General features: G+C 56.8%; 21 protein-coding genes and 1 pseudogene. 11 read left to right on the forward strand and 11 right to left on the reverse strand.

Features of this window, described 5'->3' with window-relative positions:
• Positions 1-12: 12 nt before the first annotated feature.
• Positions 13-1770 (forward strand): type I secretion system permease/ATPase, encoded by a 1758-nt coding sequence (locus tag DK510_RS04060; RefSeq protein ID WP_109311006.1) that lies wholly within the window; start codon positions 13-15, stop codon positions 1768-1770.
• Positions 1767-3137, forward strand: coding sequence for an HlyD family type I secretion periplasmic adaptor subunit (locus DK510_RS04065; RefSeq protein WP_109311007.1), 1371 nt, complete (start codon positions 1767-1769; stop codon positions 3135-3137). Before DK510_RS04060 ends, DK510_RS04065 begins: the two co-directional genes overlap by 4 nt.
• Positions 3138-3207: 70 nt before the next feature.
• On the opposite strand, the gene DK510_RS04070 is transcribed toward DK510_RS04065, so the two are convergent.
• A complete protein-coding gene (locus DK510_RS04070) occupies positions 3208-3825 on the reverse strand; it encodes a TetR/AcrR family transcriptional regulator (RefSeq protein WP_109311008.1) in 618 nt (205 codons plus the stop codon).
• Between the two features lie 207 nt (positions 3826-4032).
• On the opposite strand from DK510_RS04070, the gene DK510_RS04075 reads away from it, so the two are divergent.
• From DK510_RS04075 to DK510_RS04095, 5 genes are all read left to right on the forward strand, one after another.
• Entirely contained in the window at positions 4033-4962 is a 930-nt protein-coding gene (locus tag DK510_RS04075) for an AEC family transporter (RefSeq protein WP_109311009.1), read from the forward strand.
• Positions 4963-5063: 101 nt separating this feature from the next.
• Entirely contained in the window at positions 5064-5897 is an 834-nt protein-coding gene (gene fghA, locus DK510_RS04080) for an S-formylglutathione hydrolase (RefSeq protein ID WP_108859720.1), read from the forward strand.
• A 3-nt stretch (positions 5898-5900) separates the two neighbouring features.
• Positions 5901-7358 carry a Si-specific NAD(P)(+) transhydrogenase gene (sthA, locus tag DK510_RS04085; RefSeq protein ID WP_109311010.1) on the forward strand — a complete coding sequence of 486 codons (1458 nt, stop codon included), beginning with the start codon at positions 5901-5903 and terminating at the stop codon, positions 7356-7358.
• A complete protein-coding gene (locus tag DK510_RS04090; protein WP_109311011.1) occupies positions 7355-7810 on the forward strand; it encodes a YaiI/YqxD family protein in 456 nt (151 codons plus the stop codon). The genes sthA and DK510_RS04090 overlap by 4 nt, the downstream gene beginning before the upstream one ends.
• 143 nt (positions 7811-7953) lie before the next feature.
• Entirely contained in the window at positions 7954-8574 is a 621-nt protein-coding gene (locus DK510_RS04095; RefSeq protein WP_109311012.1) for an HAD family phosphatase, read from the forward strand.
• 1 nt (position 8575) lies between these two features.
• Here the strand turns inward: DK510_RS04095 and DK510_RS04100 are convergent, their stop codons facing one another.
• The gene (locus tag DK510_RS04100) at positions 8576-9814 is read right to left on the reverse strand and encodes an MFS transporter (protein WP_109311013.1); all 1239 of its coding nucleotides are present in this window, start codon (positions 9812-9814) and stop codon (positions 8576-8578) included.
• A 146-nt stretch (positions 9815-9960) separates the two neighbouring features.
• Between DK510_RS04100 and zapE the strand changes: the two genes are divergently transcribed.
• The gene (zapE, locus tag DK510_RS04105) at positions 9961-11019 is read left to right on the forward strand and encodes a cell division protein ZapE (protein WP_109311192.1); all 1059 of its coding nucleotides are present in this window, start codon (positions 9961-9963) and stop codon (positions 11017-11019) included.
• A 77-nt stretch (positions 11020-11096) separates the two neighbouring features.
• Here zapE and DK510_RS04110 read toward each other — a convergent pair whose 3' ends face one another.
• From DK510_RS04110 to DK510_RS04125, 4 genes are read right to left on the reverse strand one after another with little or no spacing between them, the layout of a single operon-like run.
• The gene (locus tag DK510_RS04110; protein WP_109311014.1) at positions 11097-12371 is read right to left on the reverse strand and encodes a folylpolyglutamate synthase/dihydrofolate synthase family protein; all 1275 of its coding nucleotides are present in this window, start codon (positions 12369-12371) and stop codon (positions 11097-11099) included.
• Complete coding sequence (gene accD, locus DK510_RS04115; RefSeq protein ID WP_109311015.1) at positions 12368-13300, reverse strand: acetyl-CoA carboxylase, carboxyltransferase subunit beta; 933 nt, start codon at positions 13298-13300, stop codon at positions 12368-12370. The genes DK510_RS04110 and accD overlap by 4 nt, the downstream gene beginning before the upstream one ends.
• A 60-nt stretch (positions 13301-13360) precedes the next feature.
• Positions 13361-14257: a CPBP family intramembrane glutamic endopeptidase gene (locus tag DK510_RS04120; RefSeq protein ID WP_109311016.1), complete on the reverse strand. Its 897-nt coding sequence runs from the start codon at positions 14255-14257 to the stop codon at positions 13361-13363.
• Positions 14250-17348, reverse strand: coding sequence for an ABC transporter transmembrane domain-containing protein (locus tag DK510_RS04125; protein WP_109311017.1), 3099 nt, complete (start codon positions 17346-17348; stop codon positions 14250-14252). The genes DK510_RS04120 and DK510_RS04125 overlap by 8 nt, the downstream gene beginning before the upstream one ends.
• A 245-nt stretch (positions 17349-17593) precedes the next feature.
• Between DK510_RS04125 and DK510_RS04130 the strand changes: the two genes are divergently transcribed.
• The 3 genes from DK510_RS04130 to DK510_RS04140 all read left to right on the forward strand — a co-directional run bounded on the left by DK510_RS04130 (position 17594) and on the right by DK510_RS04140 (position 20343).
• On the forward strand, positions 17594-18355 hold the full coding sequence (locus DK510_RS04130; RefSeq protein ID WP_109311018.1) for a DUF6478 family protein: 762 nt from the start codon (positions 17594-17596) through the stop codon (positions 18353-18355).
• 11 nt (positions 18356-18366) lie between these two features.
• Positions 18367-18726 carry a hypothetical protein gene (locus DK510_RS04135; protein ID WP_109311019.1) on the forward strand — a complete coding sequence of 120 codons (360 nt, stop codon included), beginning with the start codon at positions 18367-18369 and terminating at the stop codon, positions 18724-18726.
• A gap of 90 nt (positions 18727-18816) precedes the next feature.
• Positions 18817-20343 (forward strand): MFS transporter, encoded by a 1527-nt coding sequence (locus DK510_RS04140; protein WP_109311020.1) that lies wholly within the window; start codon positions 18817-18819, stop codon positions 20341-20343.
• Positions 20344-20391: 48 nt separating this feature from the next.
• On the opposite strand, the gene DK510_RS04145 is transcribed toward DK510_RS04140, so the two are convergent.
• The 5 genes and pseudogenes from DK510_RS04145 to nqrM all read right to left on the reverse strand — a co-directional run bounded on the left by DK510_RS04145 (position 20392) and on the right by nqrM (position 26442).
• Positions 20392-21732 carry a S41 family peptidase gene (locus DK510_RS04145; protein WP_058277149.1) on the reverse strand — a complete coding sequence of 447 codons (1341 nt, stop codon included), beginning with the start codon at positions 21730-21732 and terminating at the stop codon, positions 20392-20394.
• A gap of 6 nt (positions 21733-21738) precedes the next feature.
• On the reverse strand, positions 21739-22869 hold the full coding sequence (locus DK510_RS04150; RefSeq protein WP_109311021.1) for a murein hydrolase activator EnvC: 1131 nt from the start codon (positions 22867-22869) through the stop codon (positions 21739-21741).
• Positions 22866-24383 (reverse strand): 2,3-bisphosphoglycerate-independent phosphoglycerate mutase, encoded by a 1518-nt coding sequence (gpmI, locus tag DK510_RS04155; RefSeq protein WP_109311022.1) that lies wholly within the window; start codon positions 24381-24383, stop codon positions 22866-22868. The genes DK510_RS04150 and gpmI overlap by 4 nt, the downstream gene beginning before the upstream one ends.
• 103 nt (positions 24384-24486) lie before the next feature.
• A pseudogene (locus DK510_RS04160) lies at positions 24487-26130 on the reverse strand (sulfatase-like hydrolase/transferase).
• 75 nt (positions 26131-26205) lie between these two features.
• Positions 26206-26442: a (Na+)-NQR maturation NqrM gene (gene nqrM / locus DK510_RS04165; protein ID WP_058277146.1), complete on the reverse strand. Its 237-nt coding sequence runs from the start codon at positions 26440-26442 to the stop codon at positions 26206-26208.
• Positions 26443-26450 lie beyond the last annotated feature (8 nt).

Consider the following 26450-nt stretch of genomic DNA (forward strand, 5'->3'; position numbering starts at 1 on the left):
AAGGGTTCCCTGATGTCCCAGAAAACCAATCCCGTGAAAGCCGCCTGGGGGTCGCTGCGCAAGGGCTTTGTTGCAGTTGCCTTCTTCAGCTTGTTTCTGAACCTTCTTATGCTCGCCGGTCCGCTTTACATGTTGCAGGTCTACGACCGCGTCCTGACCAGTCAAAATGTCGACACCTTGATCGCGCTGTCAGCATTGTTGGCCGGTGTATTCGTCGTGGTCGCCTGCCTTGACCTGATGCGGATGCGCATTTTGGGACGTCTGGCCGCCCGCTTTGAGCTGAACGTTGGTGCCCCAGTTCTTGGCGCTGCGATGCGCCGCCGTGTCCATAGCGAAGCCGACGCTGGCGAAAACCTTGTCGAAGACGTGAACGGATTTAGCGAATTCATCTCGGGAACCACGCTGACCGCGTTTTTCGACGCGCCGTGGATCCCGCTCTATCTGTTGGTCCTTTATGCCCTTCACCCCTATCTGGGTTTGCTTGGTCTGGCCGGCGCCGTTACACTGACGATCATGGCGCTGATCAACAACTCCCGCGCCCGTGAACCGATGCGGTCGGCTTCGCAAGCGCGCGGTCGTTCAGATGCCTTGTTCAGCATCAGTGATAAAAACGCCGAGCTTGTTCAAGCGCTTGGCATGAAATCCGATTTGCTGCGACGCTGGACCTCGCTTCAGGCGGAGGCCCATCAGCACAAGACCCGCGCCGCCGACCGGATTGCTAGCTTTTCTGTCGTGTCCAAGACCGTTCGGATGGGTTTGCAATCGGCCATTCTGGGACTTGGCGCGGCACTGGCCGTCACCGGAGAATCCACCGCTGGCGTCATGATCGCGGCAACCATCGTTCTGGCCCGCGCATTGGCCCCAATTGACCAATTGATCGGTCAGTGGCGCAGCTTTCTGGCCGCGCGCGGATCTTACTCCAAGCTGACTAAACTGACCGAAGAGTTTGCCGAAGCCCCACCCAATCTGCACCTGCCGCGCGCGTTCAAATCTCTGGACGTCAAGATTGCGCAGGCAGGCCCCCCGCGCGCCGTCAACGCCTCGCTCCGCCAGATCGACTTTGGCCTTGTGCCCGGAGATGTGTTGGCAGTTATCGGGCATAGCGGTTCGGGCAAGACCACCTTGGGCAAGATGATTGCCGGTATCTGGCACCCCCAACGGGGCGAGGTTTTGCTGGATGGCAGCCCGATGTCCAAATGGAACCACGAGGATCTGGGCAAACAGATCGGTTATCTGCCACAGGATATCGAGCTGTTCGACGGCACGATCCGCGAAAACATCGGGCGCTTCTCTGTCGCCATAGACGATGCCGAAGTGCTGCGTGCCGCACGCGAAGCCGGTGTGCACGAAATGATCAGCGCCCTTCCCGATGGATATGAAACGCGCATCGGTCGGGGGTTCTTTTTGTCCGGTGGTCAACGTCAGCGGCTGGCACTAGCCCGGGCGCTTTATGGCGATCCGTTTGTGTTGATTTTGGACGAGCCGAATTCGGATCTTGATGCCGAAGGCGAACGGGCCCTGCGCGATGCGATCACGGCGGCGCAGTCCCGCGGCGCAATTGCCATCGTCATGACCCATCGTCCTGCAACGTTGCAGGCTGCCAACAAAGTAGTGGTCCTGCGAAACGGCGCCCAAACACAGTTCGGGGATAAAGAGGACGTCCTGAAGGTCAATCGCCGGAACGTTCTGGACAAACCGACCCAATCCGGGGCGCACGAACCCACTGTGCGCCCTGCCAATGCAACTCAGATCAGCGGAGCTGCCCAATGACCCAGTTGATGAAACGCCCACAATCCCCGAATGTGCTTACCGCCCACGATGTGCAAGTATTGGACATCACGACCGAAGCCTCTGGCATCAAACGCTATGTCCTGTTCGGGTTGTTTACCCTGACGGCTTTCGTCGGCGGCAGCATCTATTGGGCCTTCGCCTCGAAACTGGATGGGGCGGTGGTCGCGCCTGCCTCGTTTGTGGTGGAAGGTGACCGCAAGACGGTTGAACATCTGGATGGTGGCATCATTGACTCGATCTTGGTCACGGATGGTGAATTCGTTCAGGCAGGTCAGCCCCTCGTACGGCTTGACACCTCAGATTTCGACGTAGATCTGAGTGTTCTGGGCAGCCAATTGGGCGAGTTGTCGGTCCGGCGCGCCCGCTTGCTGGCGCAGATTAACGGCACGGACAGGTTTGACGAGCCAACCGCTTTGGCCGGGTTCAGCGATGGAATGCAGCGGCTGCATTGGTTGTCGCCTTACCTGACGCAGAAACAACTATTTGACGCCGAAGCCCGCGCCCGCCGGACCGAGGCTCAAATCAACGCGCAACGCATTCAGGGGCTGCGCAATCAGATCGCCGGCCTGAACGAACAACGTCTCTCGACCCAAAACCAGAAGGACATCACGCAGGTTGAGCTGTCCAATCTGAAATCCTTGCTGGACAAAGGGCTTGTGGCCGTCACACGGGTCAGCGCGCGCCAGATCGAAATGGAACGTCTGGGCGGTGTCGATGCGTCGTTGCGCACCCAGATCGCGCAGGCCCAGGACCAGATGCAAGAGTTGCAACTGTCCCTGCTCAGCCAACAAAAGCTGCGCGACGAGGTGATCGCCGGAGAGCTTGCGGTTGTGGATGCCCAGCTTGATCTGATCCGGTCACAATATTCAGGGGCATCGGAACGGTTGAAACGAACACAGGTCCTGGCCCCTGCCAGCGGGCGGGTCGTTAATTTGGCAGTATCTACAACCGGCGGCGTCATTCGCCCCGGAGAGGCGATCATGGATATTGTTCCCGCCAATCAAGCCCTGATCGTCGAAGCACGTATCAAGACCGCCGACATCGACAAGTTGCAGATCGGTCAGGCAACGCGCATTCGCCTGTCAGCCTTTACGCAGACCGATGTGCCTGAAGCCAGCGGCCGGATTTTTGACATCTCAGCCGACGCGCTGGAGGACGATCGCACAGGCGAGCCTTATTACAAAGCCCGGGTGAAACTGGATGCCGATCAACCCACCGAAGTCGCCGCACTGGATCTGTTGCCAGGAATGCCCGCGGATCTGTTTGTGAAAACCGGCGAGCGCGCAGTAATCAGCTACCTGTCACAACCAATCAGTGACCGGCTCGCCAAGACTTTTATCGAGTAACTTATTTTGCCCGCATCCGGCTTGCCGGGTGCGGGTCGTTCACGTCTTTCTCGTGACTAAATGCAGCAGGTTAGACGCCGTATCGCGCCATGAACATATCAACGGCCTGCGTCGCAATTGCATCCAACTCTGCTTTGGAAAAGCTCTTTTGAACGCCAATGGCAGCGCGGGTCCAAATCCGAACCTTGCATAGTTCACTGAACTGTTCGGCTGCCAATTGCAGGTTGTCGATGGTCAACTCTCCCTTGTTGACCGCCTTTTCCAGATACTCGACCATCTGGCGCTGACCGTTCTGCGGCCCGGCCTCATAAAATGTTTGGCCCAGCTCCGGGAACCGGTCACGCTCGGCGATGCAGATGCGGAACATCTGTTGCGAGAAGTCTGAGACCAAAAAACTCGTGAGCTCTATTGCAGCGATTGTCAGAACTTCGCGTGCCGGTTTGCAATCGTCCACCATCGCCACGACGTTTTCCGCCATCCGTCTACACTCGACCTGCGCCACTTCCATGAAAAGCAGCCGCTTATCGGGGAAATAGCTGTATAGCGTGGCCTTAGAGACCCCGGCAGCACGGGCTATATCGTCGACGCTTGCACCTTCGAAACCATCCGCCATGAAAACCTCTCGGGCTCCGCGCAGGACCTGATCAAATTTTCGGCCTGTACGCAGAATGACGGCTGCTTCGGTCATGTACTCTCCTTCGGTCGATTGGGTGACAAATGTTTAAACCGTTCAGTTCAGATACAACAAATCGCACAATTAGCAGGCATCTGGCAACACAGATGACGTTAGGTTTTCGATTAACCAGTTAAGTTAATTTACAACGCGCGTCCCCAAAACCCTATAACTGGCCCGTCATATCTTGCAGCCTGTGTGTTACGTGCTACCACTTTGCACATGGTCGATATCTTTCTGCGCACACTGCCCTTTTTTGCGATCATCGGCTTGGGATACTGGGCTGGGCGCAGTCGATTTTTTTCTGAAGAAGCAACGGCGTACCTGACGAAATTCGTTTTCTATTTTGCGCTGTCGGCCATGCTGTTTCGCTTTGCCGCCACCCTGCCCTTTGCGGATATCTTCAATGCAAGGCTAGTCGTTGGATACTTGATCGGAACCGCCGCTGTGTACGTCTTGGCGGCGGTTGTCGCATGGATACGTCGGCTTGATATCCCGACCGCAGCGGTAGAGGCACAATGCGCGGCCATCGGCAATGTCGGTTTTCTGGGCCTGCCCATGCTGGCGCTGCTGTTTACCGAAGCCGCGATTGGCCCGGTTATGCTGGTTCTGACGGTTGATCTGGTGGTGTTTTCATCCCTAATCGTCATCTTGATAAATGGCGGGCGCGACGGGCGGTTGAAACCTGCAACCTTCCGACTGATAGGGATCGGGTTGATCAAGAATCCGATGATCGTTTCGATCTCGGCGGGAATGCTTTGGTCCGCGTTGCAGATTCCTGTTCCTGTCCCATTAAACGATTTCCTGACAATTCTGGGCGGGGCCGCGACCCCGGGTGCCCTGTTCGCTATCGGAGCTTCTCTGGCCAGCAAATCCGCCGAACGCGTTCACATTGCAGGCTGGCTGAGCTTTTGCAAACTTGTCGTTCACCCTGTCTGCGTTGCCGTTGTGTTGATTTGGATTTTGCCCGTGGCTGCATTTCCTGCTTCTGTCGCAATCGCCGCCGCGGCACTGCCGGTGGCGGGTAACGTGTATATGCTGGCCGCCCATTACAGGGTGGCCCCGCACCGTGCATCAGCTGCGATACTACTTTCCACAGCGGCCAGCATTCTGACGGTGCCATTGGTCATCGCCTGGGTCGGAACGCCCTGATCTAAGCCTTGTGAAAAATGGCACACCAAAGCCGCGCAGCCTTTACGTATCGAGCGTGTAAGGATAGCCATGTCGCAAACCCAACGTAAGGACGAAACCAAATGGAAACCCTTTCGGAAAATGCATGTTTTGGAGGCGTTCAGGGCGTCTACCGCCACGCCTCGACTGCCTGCCAGTGCGACATGACCTTTGGCTTGTTCCTGCCAGCCGAGGCCAAGGACGGCCCGGTTCCGGTTTTGTGGTATCTGTCAGGCCTGACCTGCACTCATGAAAACGCGATGACCAAAGCAGGTGCTCAGGCCTGGGCGGCCGAACAAGGCATCGCGGTGGTCTTCCCGGACACCTCGCCGCGCGGTGAGGGTGTTGCCGATCACGATGATTACGATCTGGGCCAGGGTGCCGGGTTCTATCTGAACGCCACGCAGCAGCCTTGGGCACCGCATTTCAATATGTGGGATTACGTGGCCGAAGAATTGCCTGCTTTGCTGACCGAAAACTTCGCAATCGACGCGGAGCGTCAGGCCATAACCGGACATTCGATGGGAGGGCACGGAGCGCTGACTCTGGCCATGAACTTGCCGGGGCGCTTCCGGTCTGTGTCTGCTTTCGCACCCATTTCAAACCCGACGGGTGCGGATTGGGGTCGCAAACAACTTAGCGCCTACCTAGGCGATGATCAGGCAACATGGGCCAATCATGACGCATCGGTCCTGATGAAAGAAAAAGGCTTTGACGGCCCTATCCTGATTGACACTGGTGCCAATGACCAATTCATCGACCTGTTGCGCCCCGAAACTTTGGCGCAGGCGATAGCGGAACGTCGTCAGCAGGCAATCTTCCGTCTTCAACCAGGCTATGACCACTCATACTTCTTCGTGTCGACCTTCATGGAAGACCACATCACCTTCCACGCCGAGGCACTGTACGGAGACTGAGGCATGAGCAAATTTGACTATGACCTGATCATCATCGGGTCCGGCCCCTCGGGTCGTTCGGCCGCGATACAGGCGGGCAAACTCCAACGGCGTGTTCTGGTGATCGATCGCAAGGATCGGTTTGGCGGCGTGTCCGTCCACACCGGAACGATCCCGTCAAAGACCCTGCGTGAAACGGTACTGAACCTGTCCGGGTGGCGTGAGCGCAGCTTCTATGGCCGCTCGTACCGCGTCAAAGATCAGATCCGGGCCGAAGACCTGAAGGCACGTCTGCATATGACGCTGGATCATGAAGTTGACGTGCTGGAACACCAATTCAACCGCAACCATGTGGAGACCCTGAACGGGTTGGCCAAATTCGTTGGGCCTCACGAGATTGAGGTTGCCACTGATGCCGGCGAGACAACGAGACTTACGGCGGCCAAGTTCCTGATCGCAACCGGAACAAAAACCTATCGCCCGGATTATGTGCCATTCAACGGAAAGACCGTTGTGGACGGTGACGACTTTCTTGAGATGGCAGAGATCCCGCGCTCGCTGGTCGTGATAGGTGCCGGAGTGATTGGCGTGGAATACGCCACCATGTTCTCGGCATTGGACGTTCGGGTGACGTTAATTGAACCTCGTGAAACCTTCTTAGATTTCATCGACACCCGCCTAATCCATGATTTCACCCATCAGATCCGCGAAAACGGCGTTGACCTACGTCTCGGCTCAGCCGTTCAAAAGATAGAAGACGCTGGGGGCCATGTCGAAGTGACTCTCGAGAATGGCCGCCACGTGCGAGCTGAGATGTTGTTGTTCGCCGCCGGGCGCATGGGGGCGACATCGGCATTGAACCTGCAGTCCGTTGGCTTGGAAACCGATCATCGCAACCGGATCGACGTGGATCGCAAGACGTATCAAACTGCCGTACCACATATATACGCGACTGGGGATGTGATTGGGCACCCATCATTGGCCTCAACGTCGCTGCAGCAGGGCCGCGTGGCTGCATGCCACGCCTTGGAAACCCCTACCCTGCCGGAAAGTCCGTGGTATCCTTACGGCATTTATTCAGTCCCCGAGATCTCAACTTGCGGGATGTCCGAAGAGGAACTGCAAGAACGCGGCATCCCATACGAAGTTGGCGTGGCTCGGTTCCGGGAGACTTCGCGCGGGCATATCATGGGGTTGGAGCACGGCATGCTGAAGATGCTGTTTTCACTGAAAACCCGCCGGGTACTGGGCGTGCAGATCGTGGGTGAAGGCGCGACCGAGTTGATCCATATCGCGCAGGCAGTCCTGAACCTGAAGGGCACGGTGGATTACTTCGTGCAGAATACGTTCAACTATCCAACCCTGGCCGAGGCCTACAAGATCGCCGGTTTGGATGCATTCAATCGGATGCCAATCCCGGACGAGTTCAAAGTGCGCAAGAAGCCCGCTGAAAAGGCCGAGAAGAAGGCCGGGAAAGCGTGACGACGCTCTATATAGATGGCGATGCCTGCCCCGTGAAAGCCGAGGCCGAACGGGTTGCAACCCGGCACAAAGTTCCGATGGCACTGGTGTCAAACGGTGGCTTGCGGCCGTCTGCAAACCCATTGGTGCAGGTGGTCATCGTGTCTGAGGGTGCGGATGAGGCAGACAAATGGATCGCCGAACGATGCGGCGCAGGGGACGTAGTGGTAACCTCGGATATCCCGCTGGCCGCAAAATGTGTTGAGGTCGGCGCTCGGGTCCTGCGTCCAAACGGTGAAGCCTTTACCGCGGCCAATATCGGCCAGCAACTGGCCATGCGTGATTTGATGGCCGACTTGCGCGCATCCAACCCATCGGGCGCGGGTGGCGGCGGAAAACCCTTTGGCAAAGCTGACCGATCCCGGTTTTTGGACGCCCTGGAACGTGAGTTAAGGGCTGCGCAGCGGGGCTAATCCTCCCGCTTGCCAGCGACGCATCAAAGATGCGTCTTTGACAATTGGGCCGGGCAGCGCTGCGCGCTGCGGTTGTGCCTTGAACAATCCCGTCGCGCTTGGTTCAGTGGCACCATCTAAGGAACAAGAAGACAGGTACATACATGTCGGTGAAAGCTGTTGTTTTTGATATCGGGAATGTTCTGATCGAATGGCAGCCAGAACGCTATTATGACCGGGTCATCGGAGAAGACCGCCGTCGCGCGATGTTCTCTGAGGTCGATCTGCACGGGATGAACGACCTGGTCGATCAGGGTCATCACTTCACTGACACAATCTATGATTGGGCCGAGAAATACCCGGGATGGCGGGATGAAATCCGCATGTGGCACGACAAGTGGATCGAACTTGCCGCGCCCGAGATCCCCCACTCGGTCCGTCTGCAACGGGCCTTGCGGGCCAAAGGCGTGCCGGTTTTTGCATTGACCAATTTCGGGGTGCAAAATTTCGACTATGCGACAACGGTTTACCCGTTCCTCAACGAGTTCGACAAACAATACGTGTCGGGACGGATGCAGACCGTCAAACCGCATCTTCCTATCTATGAAATGGTCGAAGCAGATTGTGGACTGCCGCCCGAGGCGCTTTTGTTCACCGACGACCGACTCGAAAATATCGAAACGGCGCGTGCCCGGGGATGGCAGACGCATCACTTTACCGGCCCGCAGGGCTGGGCGGAACGGCTGCTGCAAGAAGGTCTACTGACGGTCGAAGAGTCGCTATAGCTCAGGCGGCGACGGGCGTTGGGCGGTTTTCGCGAATGGGAAGGTGAACGATGGCACTGAACGCCCCAATCGCGACTCCGATCCACCAGACCATGGTGTAGTCGCCGTACTGGTCATACATGCGCCCGCCCAACCAGACGCCCAGGAAACTGCCGACCTGGTGGCTGAAAAAGATGATCCCATACAGCGTTCCCATGTAGCGCAGTCCGTAGAGATGCGCGACCAGCCCCGAGGTCAGCGGTACCGTGGCAAGCCACAGCGACCCCATGACCAGTGAAAACACGATGACCGACAGCGGTGTGATCGGGAACACGATGAAGGCCACCGCGGCGAGTGTTCGCGCGGTATAGACTCCGGCCAGCAGGTATTTTTTGGGGAAATGGTTCCCTGCCCAACCGGCCATCAGTGTGCCCGCAATATTTGCCAGGCCTATCAATGAAATTGACACGGCCCCCAGTGCTGATGTGGTTGTGATGCCAATCGAATGCAGTACGCCACCGGGTTGTATGGGTCCGCACATCTCGGTCACGAAAGCGGGGAAATGTGCGGTGATGAAGCCAAGCTGATAACCGCAGCTGAAAAAGCCCAGAAAGATCAGCGTATAGGATGGATCGCGGAAAGCCCTGGTCAGGATCTGGCTCATGCTTTCTTCGATCTCTGCCTTGATGGCGGCCTGCGGGGCGCGCATGAACGGCAGTGTCAGCACCAGTGCCAAGATAGCTGCAGCGAATACGATGAACACCTGCTGCCAAGGCATAAAGCTAAGCATCCATTCGGCTGTAGGCGCCCCCAGAACCTGACCGAAACTGCCAGCAGCTGTGATAATCGCAAGCGACATAGAGCGGTTTTCGTCCGACGATGCCCGCGCCACCACGGCAAGCACCACGCCAAATCCTGTTCCCGCGATACCGAACCCCACAAGCCATGCGTACATTTGGTGCTCGAACGGAGTGACGGACCAGGCCGACAGAACCATACCCGCCGCGTAGGTCAGAGCCCCTAGAATAATTGCGCGCCTGTCGCCGACCTTTTCGGCGATGGCCCCGAAAATCGGCTGCCCAATGCCCCAGGCCAAATTCTGAATTGCGATTGCCATCGAGAAGTCCGAGCGCAGCCAGCCGAATTCATCTGCGATGGGGATCTGAAACACGCCAAACGATGCGCGCACGGCAAAACTGACGGTGATGATGATACATCCGACGATCAGGATGGGGTTCAGCAAGCGCGTGTGTTGGGGCATTAGGTCCTCGGGCGTTCAAGAACCAGACGTTACCGCGTTTAGGTTGTGCGTCAATTCAGGAGTTTTGCGGTCACGGATCAGCAAAATTGATGCGTCCGAGAAATGGCTGCTTTTCAACGGGCAAACCGGGCGCTATGCCTCAAAACATGACGGGTTTGATATCGCTTTATGACACGCAGGTGGCCGACGGCACCCTGACCAGAGACGACGCTCAAGAGGCCGTTCTTCCTCATTTCGAACGTATCCGGGCGGCATTGGCCGAACCTGTGAAACGGGGGTTCTTTCGAAAAGCCCCGCCGCCGCCCAAAGGTTTATATCTGTGGGGCGGAGTCGGGCGCGGAAAATCCATGCTGATGGATATGTTCGTCGACTCTTTGGCAGACATCCCCGCCCGCCGAGTGCATTTTCACGCCTTTATGCAGGAAATCCACGCAGGCATGCACAAGGCCCGTAAGGATGGAGTTGAAGACGCGTTGGCTCCGGTGGCCGCCTCGGTGATCAAGTCCGCGCGCGTACTGGCATTTGACGAAATGCAAATCACCGATATCACGGACGCGATGATTGTTGGTCGTCTGTTCGATCTGCTGCATGAGGGTGGCACCGTGGTCGTGACGACATCGAACCGCCATCCGGATGACCTGTACAAGGACGGGCTAAACCGTCAGCTATTTTTGCCCTTCATTGCACATATCAAAGAACAGCTTGAGGTGTGGGAGCTGATCTCACCCACGGATTATCGCCAAAACCGACTGGAAGGCGCGCCTGTTTATTTTACGCCCATAGGCCCCGAAGCACGCGCGAGCATTCGCAGCGTCTGGAATGACCTGGCCGGGGGGGCGGCGGACCCGCTGATCCTGCAGGTCAACGGTCGCGCGGTAGAACTGCCAGCTTTCCGAAATGGCGTGGCGCGGGCCAGTTTTTACGACCTTTGTGGAAGGATGCTGGGCCCGGCAGATTATCTTGCCATCGCGGAAGAGGTCAAAGTTCTGGTGCTTGAGGACATCCCGCGCCTGTCACGCAATAATTTTAACGAAGCCAAACGGTTCGTAACGTTGATCGATGCACTGTATGAGGGAAAAGTCCGCTTGATCTGTTCAGCTGCGGCAGAACCCGAGATGCTGTATGTCGAAGGTGAAGGCACGTTTGAGTTTGAGCGTACCGCGTCGCGCCTGCGCGAAATGCAGGATCAGGATTGGGGGCAATAGGGGCGCTGCCCCCGCCGCGCTTTGCGCGACTCCCCGGGATATTTTTGGCCAGATGAAGCTGTGCGGATGTGCGTTCGTCAGCCGTTCTCGCGCAGAATATTACCGGCCAAGTATAGTGATCCACAGATCAGAACCCGCACCTGCGGGTCATTTTCGGTAATGTTTTTCAGGGCCTCGGTCACACTGTCGGCAGTGGACGCTGCTAGCCCAACCCGAGAGGCGGCTTCTGCGGTGTCGTCAGCGCTCAGCGTATTGGCCTCGCCCGGGATAGAGACTGCCGTCAGACTTTGCGCCTGCGCGGCCAACGGAGCCAGATAACCGGTAACGTCCTTTGTGTTCAACATCCCACAGATCATATGGGTTGGACGTGCAGGCAGCTTCGCCAGTAGATCGGCCAATGCCAGACCTGCGGCGGCGTTGTGACCACCATCCAGCCAAAGCTCGGCCTCGGGGGCCTGTTCGACCAGCGGGCCGGTTTTTAATCGCTGCATACGGGCTGGCCATTCAGCCTTGATCACCGCAGCCTCATAGGCGTCGTCCCCAAGATCCAGATGACGCAAGACCGCTAGCGCGGCACCGGCATTTTGATACTGATGTGCGCCCAACAGATTTGGCAGCGGTAGATCGCGCAGGCCAGTTTCGTCCTGATAGACGAGCCGCCCGTTTTCTTCGGTGACGTGCCAGTGTTGGCCATGCACCAACAAAGGTGCACCCAGACGCGCGGCGGTGTATTCAATGACCTCCAGCGCCTCGTCCTGTTGCGGGCCAACGATGCAGGGAACACCGGGCTTGATGATGCCGGCCTTTTCCGCTGCGATCTTGCCCAAGGTATCGCCCAGAAATTGCTCATGGTCGATTGAAACCGGTGTGATGACCGTTACCACTGGGTCATGAATGACATTGGTCGCATCCAACCGGCCACCCAACCCGACCTCAAGCAACGTGTAGTCCGCCTTGGACCGGGCAAAAGCCAGCAGGGCCGCGCAGGTCGTGATCTCAAAATACGTGATGTTCTCGCCACCGTTGGCGGCATAACATTCGTCCAGAACCGCCGTCAGATCCGGTTCGGAAATCAGTTCACCCGCCAGACGAATACGCTCATGAAACCGTGCCAGATGGGGCGAGGTATAGGCATGGGCGGACAGCCCTGCCCCTTCCAGCCCCGCGCGGATCATGGCCTGGGTTGAGCCTTTGCCGTTGGTTCCGGCGATGTGGATCACTGGGGGCAGTTTGTTTTGCGGATGGTCCAGCGCGGCCAGCAGACGCCAGACACGATCCAAGGTCAGGTCAATGATCTTGGGATGCAGCGCCATCATCCTTTCCAGAATGATGTCCGATGTCTGAGAGGTCATTTCTCTTCCGCGTTTTCAGTCGGGGTTTCTGCCACTGCATCTTCGGGTTCGGGCGCAGGCAGATCGCCTTTGACCGCCGGAGGCTGGTTCATCAACATCCGCGTGATCGTGATCAGCTCATCGCGCATTTCGGTCCGCTTGGTCACGCGGTCCAACATGCCGTGATCCAACAGGTATTCCGCACGCTGAAACCCTTCGGGCAGCTTTTCCCGGATCGTCTGTTCGATCACACGCGGACCGGCAAAACAGATCAGCGCATTGGGTTCCGAGATATGGACATCACCCAGCATCGCGTATGAGGCCGTCACACCGCCCGTCGTTGGGTGAGTCAGCACTACGATGTAGGGCAGATTTGCCTCTTTCAGCATCTCTACCGCCACGGTCGTGCGCGGCATCTGCATCAGGCTCAGGATACCTTCCTGCATCCGTGCGCCGCCAGCGGCCGAAAACAGGATCAGCGGGCGTTTCAGTTTTACAGCCTCTTGCGCAGCCGCGATGATCGCGTTGCCGACATACATGCCCATGGATCCGCCCATGAACGAAAAGTCCTGCGCGGCCGCAACAATCGGGGTTCGCCCAATTTCACCCAAGGCGACCAACATCGCCTCTTTCTCGCCCGTTTTCTTTTGGGCGGCTTTCATCCGGTCGGGGTACTTTTTCTGATCGCGGAATTGCAGCGGATCGTCTTTGGGCGCGGGAACCTCGACCTCGGTAAAGATCCCACCATCGAACAGATGATCGAACCGCTCGCGCGGTGTGATCGCCATGTGATGATCGCACTGGGTGCAGACATTCTGGTTTTCTGCCAACTCACGGTGAAACAGCATGGTTCCGCATTCATCGCATTTGTGCCAAAGATTCTCAGGCACTTCTCGGCGCGAGAAGATCGAGTTAATCCGTGGGCGGACGTAGTTTGTAATCCAGTTCATATCGGAACCTTGGCTTGTGCGGCTTTGACGTCAAATAAGACGCTACGGAAAGAAATGCAATCAACGCCTGAGCGCAACCCGCGCTGTTAGCCAACTGACGATCATCACAGCAAAATCCACATACAGCCATTGCCGCAGCGCCCCGGTATCCGACATGTCGTAAGGAAGCAGATACAATGCCAGACCACTTAAGCCATCGGGTAAGGAAACAAACAGCAGAGCGACCATATTATTGAACAGGTGCAATGCGATAGCAGGCCCCAACGTCCCTGCCCGTGCCGTCAGATCCGCCGCCATCAGGCCAAACATCCCAGACCACACAGCAACCAATAGCGCGTTGTCTCCGGCCGCGCCGGGGGCATAGTGACCTGCCGCGAACAAAATCGACGGTACGCCCAACCAAATAACCGGCGATCGGAATCGCGCTGCCAAACTTTGTTGGATGTAACCCCGAAAGAGCACCTCTTCAGCGCTTGTCTGAATCAGCACTGCAAAAAGCGAGAAAGGCAGAAACAACAGCCAGGTCGACAGTGCCAAATTCTGCGTCAGCGTTGCGCCCATGCCATATGGCGGCAAGATGGCCACGACGATCCCAACGATCAGCAATGCCTTAAAAACATTCCAAAATTGCCCAATGCCCTCGCGCCATGGGCCACAGATTGAACTCAAGGTTCGATGCTGTAGGCGTTTTGCAGCGATGGACACGCCCAAGGTGATGAAGCCAAAGCTTGCCAGTAGCACCAAAAGTGCAACCGGGGATGCGCCAATCAGCAAGCCTTGGGCCCATTCGACGGATCCAAGACCCGCAACCAATCCAAAAAGTAGAAAGTTCAGAAGGATGCCAACCACGCCAACAATGGTCAGCCCGACCAGCAGGCGCCAAAGCTCTGGCCGTGCGCGCGAAGGTGCAACAAGTCGTTCATGCGCTATGTATCTGCCGGGGCGGGCGTCAGGCATTGTCGGCCGTTTCCCGGTTCGGCTCGTCATCATCGAAGATCAATGAGGTTGCATTGGCGGCGTTTAGCCTTTCGGAAATCGTAGTCAGATAGCCGGCAACCGTTTGCAGCAGCTGCATTGCAACACCTGCGTCACTTTCAATAACCGCGCGCAATTCCTCGGCCCCAATGCGCAGGAACGAACAATTCTTGACCGCAACCAAATCAAACTGCCGAATTTCGCCGGTGATAATCGACAAGTCTCCGATAAGACGCCCCGGCTCGATGACCGAGATCGTACGCGCGGTTCCGTTCCCTTCATTCCAGATCAGGTCGGCTTCTCCCGAAATACACAGATAAGCGGCATCTGGCGTTTGCCCTTCGGAAAAGATGATCTGCCCGGCTGCGGCATCGTACCATTGCGCCGAAAACGCCAGAAGGCGCTGGTTGCGACCGTCAATGCCGGAAAACAGCTCGGTCGACGAGATAATCTTGAGCTTACGGCTCAGGTCATCCGTTGAGCTGGCCTCCTCTTCTGGACGGGTCCGCGAGACGCCGTCAATTCGACCATCCTTGATCTCGACGAACAGATCATAGGCTTCGGGATGGGCAAAGTAATCCTCCATGAAGACCATGATGGAATCCGGCAACAATTCCCGCAGTTTCAGTCGGGTTCTCAGCCTGCTCTCGGAATCATGGCTGGCCAGAGCTTTGTCCAGGATCAACACATCAGGACGTTTGATTCCAGCGCGCGAGAATGCGGCGCGTTCCTGAAATACCGTCGGCAGATTATTCCCACCCAGACCCGAGGGCAGGTCATAGATAATGGCCGCCGCCCGGCGGCGCAGACCAGCTTCGTTCATGGCTTCGGCGACGACATCTTCGATTTCATCCGTGTGCGCCCCGGCCATCAAAGAAACCCGCCCGAACAGGGCATTTTCCATGACAGTCATGCGTTCAATATATGCATCTGGCGTGACCGGAACGAACATCCCATCCATCGAGGCACGCAGCTGTTCCGCCTGCCCCCTTCGGATGGCCAAGATTTTATCTTTGTACTCGTCTGGAAAATCAGGCCCGATCTGTTCCGCCGTCAGCAGGAAAGGAACGGTCAGCAACAAGGCACGCTCGCCCTCGCTGATTGCTTCATCCCCTTTGGCTTTGCGCCGATCCTCGATATCAAGCAGACGGTGGAACATATCCTTGGCCATACCCAGACGAAGGAACAGCGGGTGATCTGCCCCGTCCCGCCCAAACGTTTGGTGCAGTGTTTCCAGCACCGCGCTTGCAATGCTCATTGCGTCATCGTCCAGATCGTGATGGCGCAGCATCCACATGAACCGATCATCGCCCGCCAGAATTTCCGGTGAGATATCGCGAGACGGAGCGGCAAACAGCAGGTTGCCCCCCAACGGAACAGCCGGGTTAAAGCGGTCCGGTTCGAACCGATAGACATACCGCGCCAGGTCTTTTTCTTCCAACCTTTGCGCGACCGTTTCGCGCAGATTTACAATATCCCGCGCCAGGGCAGAATGTTGTTCTGGATCAAACTGGGTACGTAATGTCCGGCGAAACATGAACTCGTCGATGCCCATCGCCTCGACCAGCTGGAACCACCAGTTGCGGATATCCTCGATGTCTTCCAACCCTGCCAGGCCGGGATCGATCCACTCATCCGACAGGGAATCCGGAGGGTTCCCGGCCCGCACCGCTTCGATCTGCCACCGGCTTGGGGCCTTCTTTGCGTCGGGTTCGTGTTGTGGATGGGTTCGCAACGGCATCAAAAGGTTATCGCCCAAAGTCCCGTCAAACAGATAGGGTCGCGAATAGGCATAGCCGATCCGCGCCGCAATTACCGTCTGATGGAGTTTTAGCAAATCGTGACCCGCAATTGTGACGCTGCCTTGTATCGGCAAAAGCTCTCGTGTCAGCAGTTGCGCCAACGCGCCGCGCTCGGCGGCGCTTGACGACTGAATAGCAACGCGGGCGCCCTTGGGGATGGTCAGATCGATATCTTCAAGGATAGTTTTCCCGTCATCATCGCGCACTGTTACATTGCGCAGTTCGATATCGCCGCTGAGATGCGGAATGGACTCTGGCTCACCCACAAATAGCTCTTCAGGGATCATGTTGTCTGGGGCAAAACGTTCAATCACGATTTCCCAGCGCAAAGACATATCCTGAACCTGGTTGTAATAGGTCAGCAAGTCTTTCCATGGGCCACTAAGGTCCTTGTATGCCCCAAGCGCCGCGACCAACGCGCCCACTGTCACCTCACCCGTGATCGCCAGATAGCCACCGACCGAATAGAACAGGAACGGCGTCATCTGAGTAATCAGATTGTTGAGGAACTTCATAAAGAACTTCTTGTTGTAGATCTTGAACCGGATCTCGAACAAGGTTCCCAACCGATGGCTGAATTGTGCCAACCGATAGCGCCAGCCACCATTGGCCCGCAAATCGCTGATGCCCGCCGCGCTTTCGCCAATTTCCGAGCTGAGGTGGCGGACCTGCTGAATACGTTCCTTGTTCAGCAGGTTGATCTGGCGCTGCAGTTTTGGGATCAGCCATGCCTGCAACGGAATCAACGCGATGCTGGCCAGACCGAACCAAACGCTTTGCATGAACAGAAAGGTGACAATGGTCATCATCTGACCAAACTGGAACACCGGCTGGGCAATCGCATCACCCATCAGGCCGCCCATCGGTTCGGCCTCAGAGGTGATCATTGAAACAAGTTCACCTTGGCTGGTGGTGGCAAAATACGATTTCGGGAATCGCATCGCGCGGTGAATCAGCGTGAACCGAAGCCGGCGCAGCATACGCTCGGCCAATATGCCCTTCATCGTGTTGATGCGCATCTTCATCAAGCCGCTGGCGATTACAGTGGCCAAAAATGCAAAACAGAGGATCAGCAGATATTGGACCTGCGTGAAGGTGAACCCAAAAAGCGTAACGCTATCGTTGGGCGCACCGATTGCGTCGTTGATGATTTGCTTTGGCAGCTCAAGCGAGGCGTAGAGAAACGGAAACGACAATACCGTCAGAAACAACAGCACAAGCTGCTGCTTTTTCGAGTGTTTCCAGATGAACGAAAATAGTGTGGGTTCCATGCCCCGGCCTTGCCTCAAAGAATTTAGTACGCGGTTTTTCGGATAATCCAAAGCAATCAGGTGCCGGACGGTACGCACAGTCCCAGGTGATTGCAAGAACGGCGATGGGGGCCTTAGCAGACACAACCAAAACCGCCCAGTCACAACCACGTTAGTGTCGGGCAGTTTTATGCGGATTTCACCAATTCGGCCTTATCCTCGCCGTTGTCTTTGACTAAAGAAGGTCAAGTTCAGACGATGGGATCATGGGCAAACTTCTCGAACGATATCTACACCGCAAAACTATTGCGCGTTGGCAACGCGCCGTTCAAGACGCGGCCGGGGCCACGAACCCCCAATTGCGTCAACAGCGCGACGAGGCGCGCAAACTGCGTGCGCAATTGGACCGTTTGCTACGGGAAGCAAACGAAAGACTGACGCTGCCCCTGATTGGCTCAAAGCAATTTCCCAAGCCGCTAGGTACTGACTGGTGCTGGCGACCTGATTTGTGGCGGGGTCCCTTGCCCCGGCCTGGTCTCGCCTCAATCCCGCGTAAGGTCGAGTTGGATCAACAGGTAAAGATATTCCACGACTGCGCTCTATCCGAGATCAGTGTGCGACAGGCACGAAACATGGACGAAAAGGACCTGGCCGCTTTTGGGCTTGGCGTCGAAGTGTTTGGCTTTGCCGGGTCATTCCTTTCTGTGTCGCTGGATTTGCCGCCTGAGGCAGTGCAAGGATTGACGCGGCAGCACCTGATGCGGGTCGATGCCCAGATTGAAACAGAACGTCCGCTGGACGTGACCGCGCGATTGAATATTCGGCACGGCCCAAACACTGATTCCGTTCCACGGTCTATAGATTTGTCGACAAGTTCGAATGTTCTGGATTTCGATCTTGCCAGTTTGCCGCTGAACGAACGGCGTATAGACAAGATCTGGCTGGATCTGGTTCTGACCAATCCGGCTATGAACCGCATAGTTCTGCGGGACCTGACCCTTTGCCGCCACCACCGCGCCGACATGTGAGAGCATTGGCCATGACACAACCAACCTTGACCCCAACCCTGTTCGAAAACGGCCTCTGGCGCGGGTACCTGCAGGCCGACACTGAACCGCACGTCGAAGTCCGTTATATGGGCCAGGCGCTGGAGGGTGTATTCATGACCGCCACCGATGGTGGTTGGGAGCTGAGTGTGCCGGTGCCATCAACCGCGATTGCCGACGGTGTTCATTGCTTTGTAATAGCCGATGCAAACACATCACAGAAGATCGGTGAATTCACAATCATTGCGGGTGCATCAGCCGCGGATGATTTGCGGACCGAAATCGCTTTGTTGCGGGCGGAGCTGGACTTGTTGAAACGGGCATTTAGACGGTCTCAGGCACCTTCGGGCTGATCCGGGTTTTCTTCGTTTCCAAGGCTTTGTCTATCTTTCAGGCGAAATCCGTGCATCATAAATGTCATCCGAAGCAACCCGGGTGCGAAAATGGACCGCAGCAGTATCGTCAAGGTCATCGCTCTGATGGTGACAGGGTTCGGGATCGGTATCGACTTTACCGGCGCTCTTATTCTTGTCCCAGCCATCGAAAACAGCTTTGACGCTGATATTACCAGCACCCAGTGGGTTCTGAACATCTACGCCTTGTTTTTTGCCATGACCATGGTCGCCGGGGGGCGCATGGGGGACATGTTCGGGCATCGCAAGATGATGATCATCGGGCTGGCAATCTTTCTATTTGCGTCCGTCATGTGCTTTGTCTCTCCCAGTCTCGATTTCCTGATCGCCGCGCGTGCTTTGCAGGGGATTGGTTCGGGTTGCGTCTGGCCTTGCACGCTTGCTTTTGGCGCCACCAAAGTCTCGCGCCCCGAACACCGCGCCATGATCATGGGTATGATCCTCGCCGGTGTGACCAGCGGCAATGTCTTTGGTCCTCTCATAAGCGGCGCCGCAGTCAGCTTTGGCGACTGGCGCTTGTTCTTTCTTGCAAACGTGTTGTTTTCGACCATTTCGATGGTTACGGCCCTGATCCTTATGGAGCGTGAAACTCAACACAAACAGGGCGAACATATCGATTTCGCCGGAATAGGTATTCTTTCGTTTGCTGTGCTTTTGCTTCTTTACGGGCTGGACATCGGTGCGGACTGGGGCTGGACGTCTGTCCCGCTGCTGATGTTGTTTTTCGTCAGCGCCGCGTTGTTCTTCTTTTTCCCGCAGGTCGAGAAGCGCGTGAAAGAACCTCTTTTATTGCCTCAAATGATGCAAAACCGCGAGTTTCGGATCACGCTGGGACTGAACATGTTCAACGTGTCGGCGGCATTTGTAGGGCTGCTATACTTCCCTCAATACATGCAAAAGGTCCTTGGTTGGTCCGTGTTTGAATCCGCGATTGGGCTTGCCCCACTGACACTCCTGCTGGCCGTCGGCTCAATTGTTTCGGGCACGCTTTATAATGATTTCGGGCCAAAGCGCCTGCTGTTCTGGGGGTATTTGATCGCAACGACCGGCGCTCTCAGTATTATCATCTTGCCGGCGGGGCTGGGATATTTTCAGATTTTGCCCGGCATGGCGATGATCGGGCTGGGCGCAACGTTGACGGTTGGGCCATCAGGCACTGCAGCCGTTTGCGCCGTCAAACCTGAACGCGCCGGACTTGTCGGCGGGCTGAGCTTTATGATCCATCTGGTATACGGCGCTATATCCGTCGCCTTCGCGACCGCAATAATGTATGTCGTCAGCCTGTCCAGCCTCAGTAAACAGCTGGTTGCGGATGGGATCAACATGTCTGCAACCGATCAAAAGGCGATCAACGGTGGAACGCTTACGACCAGTACGGCCCGCGCTATCATGGAAAAGCTAAGCTCGGCAGAAGCCGAAAAGGTCAAATCCGCCGTCGCTGCCGCATTCGATGCAGGTATGAACATGGCCTTTGTTTTTGCGGCCATCTCGGTCTCGATAGGCATTGTTCTGGCGATGATGCTTGACGAAGAAAAACTGCACAAGGTTGAGGGCTGATCCTGGCCTTTGCAGAAAGGGCCGCCTGTATCGGCGGCCCTGTTTGTCTTACTGAGACGGTCCGTTGGGATTGAACGCCGACAAACCTTTGAGGATGTCGATGGCGTAAGCCAGCTGATAATCCTCTTCCCGCAATTCAGCCGTGGCTTCGGCTTTGGCGCGGTCTTCTTCGATCTGACGAATTTCATCTTCGCTCAGGCTGTCATTGTTCAGGCTACCGCGTAGATCAGCTTCGGACCGTGTACGTGCGTTGGCTTCCTCTTCTTCAGCATCCGGCGCAGGGCGCGGTTGCTCGACGATGATGTCGGGGCTGACGCCAAGTGCCTGAATTGACCGGCCCGAGGGCGTGTAATAGCGCGAAGTCGTCAGACGCATTGCACCATCGCCACGCAGCGGCATGACCGTTTGCACCGACCCTTTGCCAAAACTCTTGGTGCCGACAACGATCGCGCGACGGTGGTCTTGCAGCGCGCCGGCCACGATTTCCGATGCAGAGGCGGACCCGCCATTAATCAGGACAACGATTGGTTTACCTTCGGCCAGATCCCCCGCTGTTGCATTGAAACGCTCACCGTCGCTTGGGTCACGACCACGGGTGGACACGATCTCGCCTTCGTTCAGGAACGCGTCCGAAACTTTGATCGCCTGGGTCAGCAACCCGCCAGGATTGTTCCGCAGGTCAAGGACAAAGCCATTGACCTTGTCCAGACCACCAGCTTCTTCGATCTGTTCATTCAGGCCTTCCTGCAGGTTCGGGAAAGTCTGGTCGTTGAATGTAGTGACACGCAGAACAACGCTGGTGCCTTCGGTTCGGGCACGCACGGCTGTTAGCTTGATGGTGTCCCGGATGATGGTGATATCAAACGGCTCTTGCTCGCCCTCACGAACGACGGTGATCACGATTTCCGACCCGACCGGGCCACGCATCAGATCGACGGCCTTGTCCAATGTCAGGCCAAGGATGCTTTCCCCATCGACATGAGTGATGAAATCACCCGCTTCGATCCCCGCCTCATCTGCCGGGGTATCGTCGATCGGCGAGACAACTTTGACATAGCCTTCTTCCTGCGTGACCTCGATGCCTAATCCTCCGAATTCGCCACGTGTCTGCACACGCATCTGCTCAGCATCATCTGGCGAAAGGTAGCTGGAATGCGGATCAAGCGACGTGAGCATACCGTCGATGGCCGCTTCGATCAGCTCTTCCGGCTCCACGTCTTCGACATACTGGGCGCGGATACGTTCAAAAATATCCCCGAACAGATCCAGTTGCTCGTACACGCTGGCCTTCCGGTCAGCCTCTTGCGCCAGCAAAGGACCAGCAATTTGTGTAGTTGCGATTACACCTGCCACGGTTCCGGCCAGACCGGCCATCAGAAATTTCTTCATACTCGTTTATCCATCCTTGTCGGTCCGAAACCATGATTCCGGGTCCACGGGGCTATTATTCTGTCTTACCTCTATATAGAGCGTTTCTGACCGGCCAGTTCCAGTGCCATCACTGCTTGTTGACAAAATTGCGCCGATTTCGGGCGATTCACCCGGCATTAAACCCACCGGAGTGCCTTCGGGGATCACCTCGCCCATGTCTCCGTAAACGTCTTGCAACCCGGCGAACACGAACAACAAGCCCGGTTGCGGCTCGAGGATCATGACGTTCCCGAGCTCCAGCAATGGTCCACGATACCGGATCGTTGCCGCAGTCGGCGCTGTAACAATTGCCCGAGGACGGGTGGCCAGAACCACACCGGGGCGCGTCACACCAGCCGCGTCAGTCTCATCCGCGCGGTGCAAAACTACGCCTTGGGTCGGCAATTCAATCCGCCCCTTGCGGTCAGAGACATCCGCATCTGTTTCGGCAATTTCGCCTTCCGAGATTTCGGACAATCCACTGGCAAAGCCGTCCAACGTCTCGGTTGATGAAATCAGGATGGCCGTGCGAACCGGATCTTCGACAAAGCGACGGGGCAAATCCGTGCGGTCAGCGATGGCTTCACTGAGGCTGGTGCGCGCGTTTTGCACACCGGTTAACCCTTCGACCAGAGTGTCTGCAGCACTTTGCTGAAGCTTCCGAAGGGTCTGGACCTCTTGCAGATCATGGGCCAGTGCCTGCGCGCGCGCGTTCAGTCCGGGAGTAACTTCGGACAGCATCATGCCTGCCCGTGCGGAACCTAGGGGCCCGGACGGGTGCAGCATCAGAACGGGTGGTGCCGTGGTCTCAATGGTCTGCAATACACCCAGAAGCTGCGCGACCTCCTGTTCCCGCGACCGCAATTCTGCTGTCAGCTGTGCCTCGCGGGTCGCTGCCATGCGCAACCCGTCCCGCATCGCTGAAAGCCCGGCCTCATAAGCCTGGATAGTTTCGGTCAGGGCACGCACGCGGTCGCGGGCACCGTCGGCTTCGGTCAAGTTGATCGAGGCCTTTTCTAGCATGCGCGCCGCATTCAAGGCCGCCGTGGACGGATCATTCTGCGCGCTGGCAGGCGACGCGAAACACATCGCAAAGATAAGCGCGCGCATCCTCATGACAGCAGGCTCTTCCCCGTCATCTCGGGCGGTTGCTCAAGACCCATCAGTTCTAGCAGCGTCGGGGCCAGATCGGAAAGGCGGCCGCTTCGCAGCGAGACACCTTTTGGCCCACCGACCAGCGCCACGGGAACCGGGTTCAGAGTATGCGCGGTGTGCGGCCCGCCGGTTTCGGGGTCAACCATGACCTCGCAATTGCCGTGATCCGCAGTGACGATCATCGCGCCACCGACCTTGTTCAGCGCCGCGACAACCTGCGAGAAGCCCTGATCGACGGCCTCACATGCCTTGATTGCGGCTTGCAGATCGCCCGTGTGACCAACCATGTCGGGGTTGGCATAATTGGTGATGATCAGGTCATAGCCTGCCTCGATCGCCTCGACAAACTTCGCCGTCACTTCGGCCGAAGACATCTCGGGCTGCAGGTCGTAGGTGGCCACTTTGGGCGATTTCGGCATAAACCGGTCTTCGCCTTCCTCGGGCGTTTCCTTGCCGCCATTGAGGAAGAATGTGACATGGGGGTATTTTTCGGTCTCGGCCAGACGGAACTGGCGCAACCCCTTCTTGGCAACCCACTCACCCAGAGTGTTCACGATTTTCCGCTTGGGGAACACGGTTGTCATATAGGCATTGTGACCGTCGGAATATTCGACCATTCCCAACAGGGCGGAAAGCTGCGGGCGCGGGCCGGTATCGAAGTCCGAAAAGCCCGGTTCGCCAATCGCGCGCAAGATTTCACGGGCGCGGTCCGCTCGGAAATTCAGACAGAAAACCCCGTCACCATCCTGAATGCCGTCGTAACCTTCCAGAACAGTGGGAGCGATGAACTCATCGGTTTCAGACTGGTTATATGCGTGATCCACAGCGCCATGCGCGGTTGTGGCAGCCCGACCCTGGCCTTTGACCATCGCATCATAAGCCTCGCTGACGCGTTCCCAGCGATTGTCCCGATCCATTGCAAAATACCGACCACAGACCGTGACGATGCGCGCCCCGTCGGGCAAACGATCTTCAAGCTCAGACAGGTAAGTAAATGCCGATTTCGGAGCGACGTCGCGCCCGTCCGTCATGGCGTGCAGCGCCACCGGAACGCCTGCATCAGTAATAGCCTTGGCAGCAGCGACGATGTGATTCAAATGGCCATGGACGCCACCGTCCGAGACCAAACCCATCAGGTGCGCCGTTCCACCTGCTGCCTTCACCTTTGCTATGAAGGTCTGCAATGCGGCATTGTCGAAAAAGCTGCCATCTTCAATTGCCAGGTCGATCTGCCCCAGATCCATCGCAACAACGCGGCCCGCCCCGATATTGGTGTGACCCACCTCGGAATTGCCCATCTGGCCGCTGGGCAAGCCAGCATCCGGGCCATGTGTAATAATGGTCGCGTGCGGCCCATTGGTCATGATCGCATCAAAGGTCGGAGTATTTGCAAGGTACGGCGCGTTAGACCGTGTGTCTTCGGACAGGCCCCAACCATCAAGAATGCACAGGACGACGGGTTTGGGGGCGGTCATTGCGGCTCTCCGGATTTCTGCTCTGGTCGGTCTTGTATCGCCTGCCCTCGGGCAATTGAACCTTATTTTGTGCGCGGATGTGCAGATTTAATACTCAGTCCGCTCAATCCTTGTTTATCAAATCCGTATACGGACGCGTCGTGCGACCGCGATACTTGACGGTCAGGTCCAGCGGCGCATCGTTTTCATCATAGACCCCGACCACGATCCCCCTGCCCCGGCTTTTGCTCCGCATCTCAATCAACTGCTGTTCCGACCGTGTCGTGCGCTGCGACTGGCGGCGTGTCCAAACGAACAGGTGGTCGTACATTGTGGCAACAATATCGGCATGATCGGCACTGTTCCCCAGATCAAACAGGATAGACCGATGACCGCCTTCGCAGTGGATCAGCTTCCACTTTTTGTTGGCTGCCATGAACATGACTGCGTCCCGGACAGAGGCATTTAACATGTCTGCAATTGGTGATGCAGAGTAATCGTACTCACAAATCACCGCGTGGCGGGGTGTTTCGTTCAGCTGCCCATGCAGGATCGGAAGCAAGGAGTGCCCCTCAAGGATATGCCCTGCGATCTCACCGCCCGCCACATCCACAAATGTCGGAGCAAGGTCGATGGATTCAACCAGTGCATCGCTGACGGTGCCACGCGTTCCGTCTGCCTCGGGTGACGGGTCATAGATGATCAGTGGCACCTTGGTTGATGCGTCCTGAAAGAACGTTTTCTCGCCCATCCAGTGATCGCCCAGAAAATCTCCGTGATCGGAGGTCAGCACGATCATCGTGTCCTCCATCCGGCCGGTTTTCTCCATCCAGTCAAACAGCCGCCCCATCTGGTCATCGGCTTGCTTGATCAGCCCCATATAGGCCGGGATCACCGCATCACGTACATCCTGCCGCGAGAATGTCTGCCCGACTTTAGTATCCATGAATGCCTTGAGCACCGGATGCGCATTCTGACGTTCCGCGTCGGAGCGCACGACCGGCAGAACATGTTCCGGCCCGTACATCGAGACAAAAGGTTCCGGCACAATGTATGGCCAATGCGGCTTGATAAAGCTCAGATGACAGCACCACGGGCCATCATGGGTGTCCATGAATTCGATGCCACGTCCGGTCAGATAAGGGGTTTCGCTGTCCTTTTCCGCTATGTTGGCCGCCTCGGTTGAGTTCTTTAAAAACCAGCCGGATAGCACATTGCCGTCCTCATCCAGCCCCGAATTGGCAAAGTCGTGCCAGGGGTTGTCACTCTCATACCCTTTTGCAGCCAGATGCTTATTGTATTCCTGTGCGCCATCCGGATCATAAAATCCGTCGGGTCCTTCAGGCAGCATACCGTCATCGCGTTCATATACATCAAACCCGCATTCCGCGACGCGCGCGCCGATCAGACTGTCAGGCTCCAACCCCATCCGCTCCATGCCTTCCGCATCTGCGCGCATATGGATCTTGCCGACCAACCAACAGTCGATGCCTGCCTTGCGCAGGTGGTCCCCCATCGTGATCTCACCGACCTTCAGCGGAATGCCATTCCATGAGGCACCGTTTGAATGCACGTAGCGGCCGGTATAAGTCGACATGCGCGAACTGCCTCAAATCGGGGATTGGATGTAGGCCCGATCAAAGCGGACTCCGTCAGCAGCCAGCCGGTCAATGTTGGGGGTGTGCAAATGCGGATGCCCGTAACAGCTGAGGTAATCCCAGCGCAGCTGATCGAACATGATAAACAGGATGTTTTTGGCTTTGGCCAAACCCGCGTCCTCCCCCCTGATGCCTCAGGGGTCTATTTAGCCATTACCATCACTACAGCGAAGCGCAATCTGCGCTTAAGCCTGACGCTCCATCTGCTCAAGCATCTTTTTGGCACGTTTGCATTGCAACTGATCTCGCAGGGGCGAATCCGGGTCGACATCCTTTTGGCAGACCACACATTTGTCCGCGCCCGAGATTGCGTTCAGACCACCACAGCTGCCTTTGATCGTCTTGCCCATCAGCATGACGCCCAGCGACATGCCAACCACGATGATCAAAAGCAGAAAAAAAGCTATGATAAAGGTGCTCATCCCGGTTC

Source organism: Ruegeria sp. AU67 (genome assembly GCF_900312795.1).
Lineage (GTDB): Bacteria > Pseudomonadota > Alphaproteobacteria > Rhodobacterales > Rhodobacteraceae > Ruegeria > Ruegeria atlantica.

Excerpts from the sequence above, each read along its gene's own strand:
- DK510_RS04125 (WP_109311017.1), bottom strand. The coding sequence starts at position 17,348 with ATGGAACCCACACTATTTTCGTTCATCTGGAAACACTCGAAAAAGCAG.
- DK510_RS04145 (WP_058277149.1), bottom strand. The coding sequence starts at position 21,732 with ATGAAGAAATTTCTGATGGCCGGTCTGGCCGGAACCGTGGCAGGTGTA.
- DK510_RS04130 (WP_109311018.1), top strand. The coding sequence starts at position 17,594 with ATGGGCAAACTTCTCGAACGATATCTACACCGCAAAACTATTGCGCGT.
- DK510_RS04100 (WP_109311013.1), bottom strand. The coding sequence starts at position 9,814 with ATGCCCCAACACACGCGCTTGCTGAACCCCATCCTGATCGTCGGATGT.
- DK510_RS04060 (WP_109311006.1), top strand. The coding sequence starts at position 13 with ATGTCCCAGAAAACCAATCCCGTGAAAGCCGCCTGGGGGTCGCTGCGC.
- DK510_RS04120 (WP_109311016.1), bottom strand. The coding sequence starts at position 14,257 with ATGCCTGACGCCCGCCCCGGCAGATACATAGCGCATGAACGACTTGTT.
- gpmI (WP_109311022.1), bottom strand. The coding sequence starts at position 24,383 with ATGACCGCCCCCAAACCCGTCGTCCTGTGCATTCTTGATGGTTGGGGC.
- sthA (WP_109311010.1), top strand. The coding sequence starts at position 5,901 with ATGAGCAAATTTGACTATGACCTGATCATCATCGGGTCCGGCCCCTCG.
- accD (WP_109311015.1), bottom strand. The coding sequence starts at position 13,300 with ATGAACTGGATTACAAACTACGTCCGCCCACGGATTAACTCGATCTTC.
- DK510_RS04065 (WP_109311007.1), top strand. The coding sequence starts at position 1,767 with ATGACCCAGTTGATGAAACGCCCACAATCCCCGAATGTGCTTACCGCC.
- DK510_RS04095 (WP_109311012.1), top strand. The coding sequence starts at position 7,954 with ATGTCGGTGAAAGCTGTTGTTTTTGATATCGGGAATGTTCTGATCGAA.
- zapE (WP_109311192.1), top strand. The coding sequence starts at position 9,961 with ATGACGGGTTTGATATCGCTTTATGACACGCAGGTGGCCGACGGCACC.
- nqrM (WP_058277146.1), bottom strand. The coding sequence starts at position 26,442 with ATGAGCACCTTTATCATAGCTTTTTTTCTGCTTTTGATCATCGTGGTT.
- DK510_RS04135 (WP_109311019.1), top strand. The coding sequence starts at position 18,367 with ATGACACAACCAACCTTGACCCCAACCCTGTTCGAAAACGGCCTCTGG.
- DK510_RS04070 (WP_109311008.1), bottom strand. The coding sequence starts at position 3,825 with ATGACCGAAGCAGCCGTCATTCTGCGTACAGGCCGAAAATTTGATCAG.
- DK510_RS04140 (WP_109311020.1), top strand. The coding sequence starts at position 18,817 with ATGGACCGCAGCAGTATCGTCAAGGTCATCGCTCTGATGGTGACAGGG.
- fghA (WP_108859720.1), top strand. The coding sequence starts at position 5,064 with ATGGAAACCCTTTCGGAAAATGCATGTTTTGGAGGCGTTCAGGGCGTC.
- DK510_RS04075 (WP_109311009.1), top strand. The coding sequence starts at position 4,033 with ATGGTCGATATCTTTCTGCGCACACTGCCCTTTTTTGCGATCATCGGC.
- DK510_RS04110 (WP_109311014.1), bottom strand. The coding sequence starts at position 12,371 with ATGACCTCTCAGACATCGGACATCATTCTGGAAAGGATGATGGCGCTG.
- DK510_RS04150 (WP_109311021.1), bottom strand. The coding sequence starts at position 22,869 with ATGAGGATGCGCGCGCTTATCTTTGCGATGTGTTTCGCGTCGCCTGCC.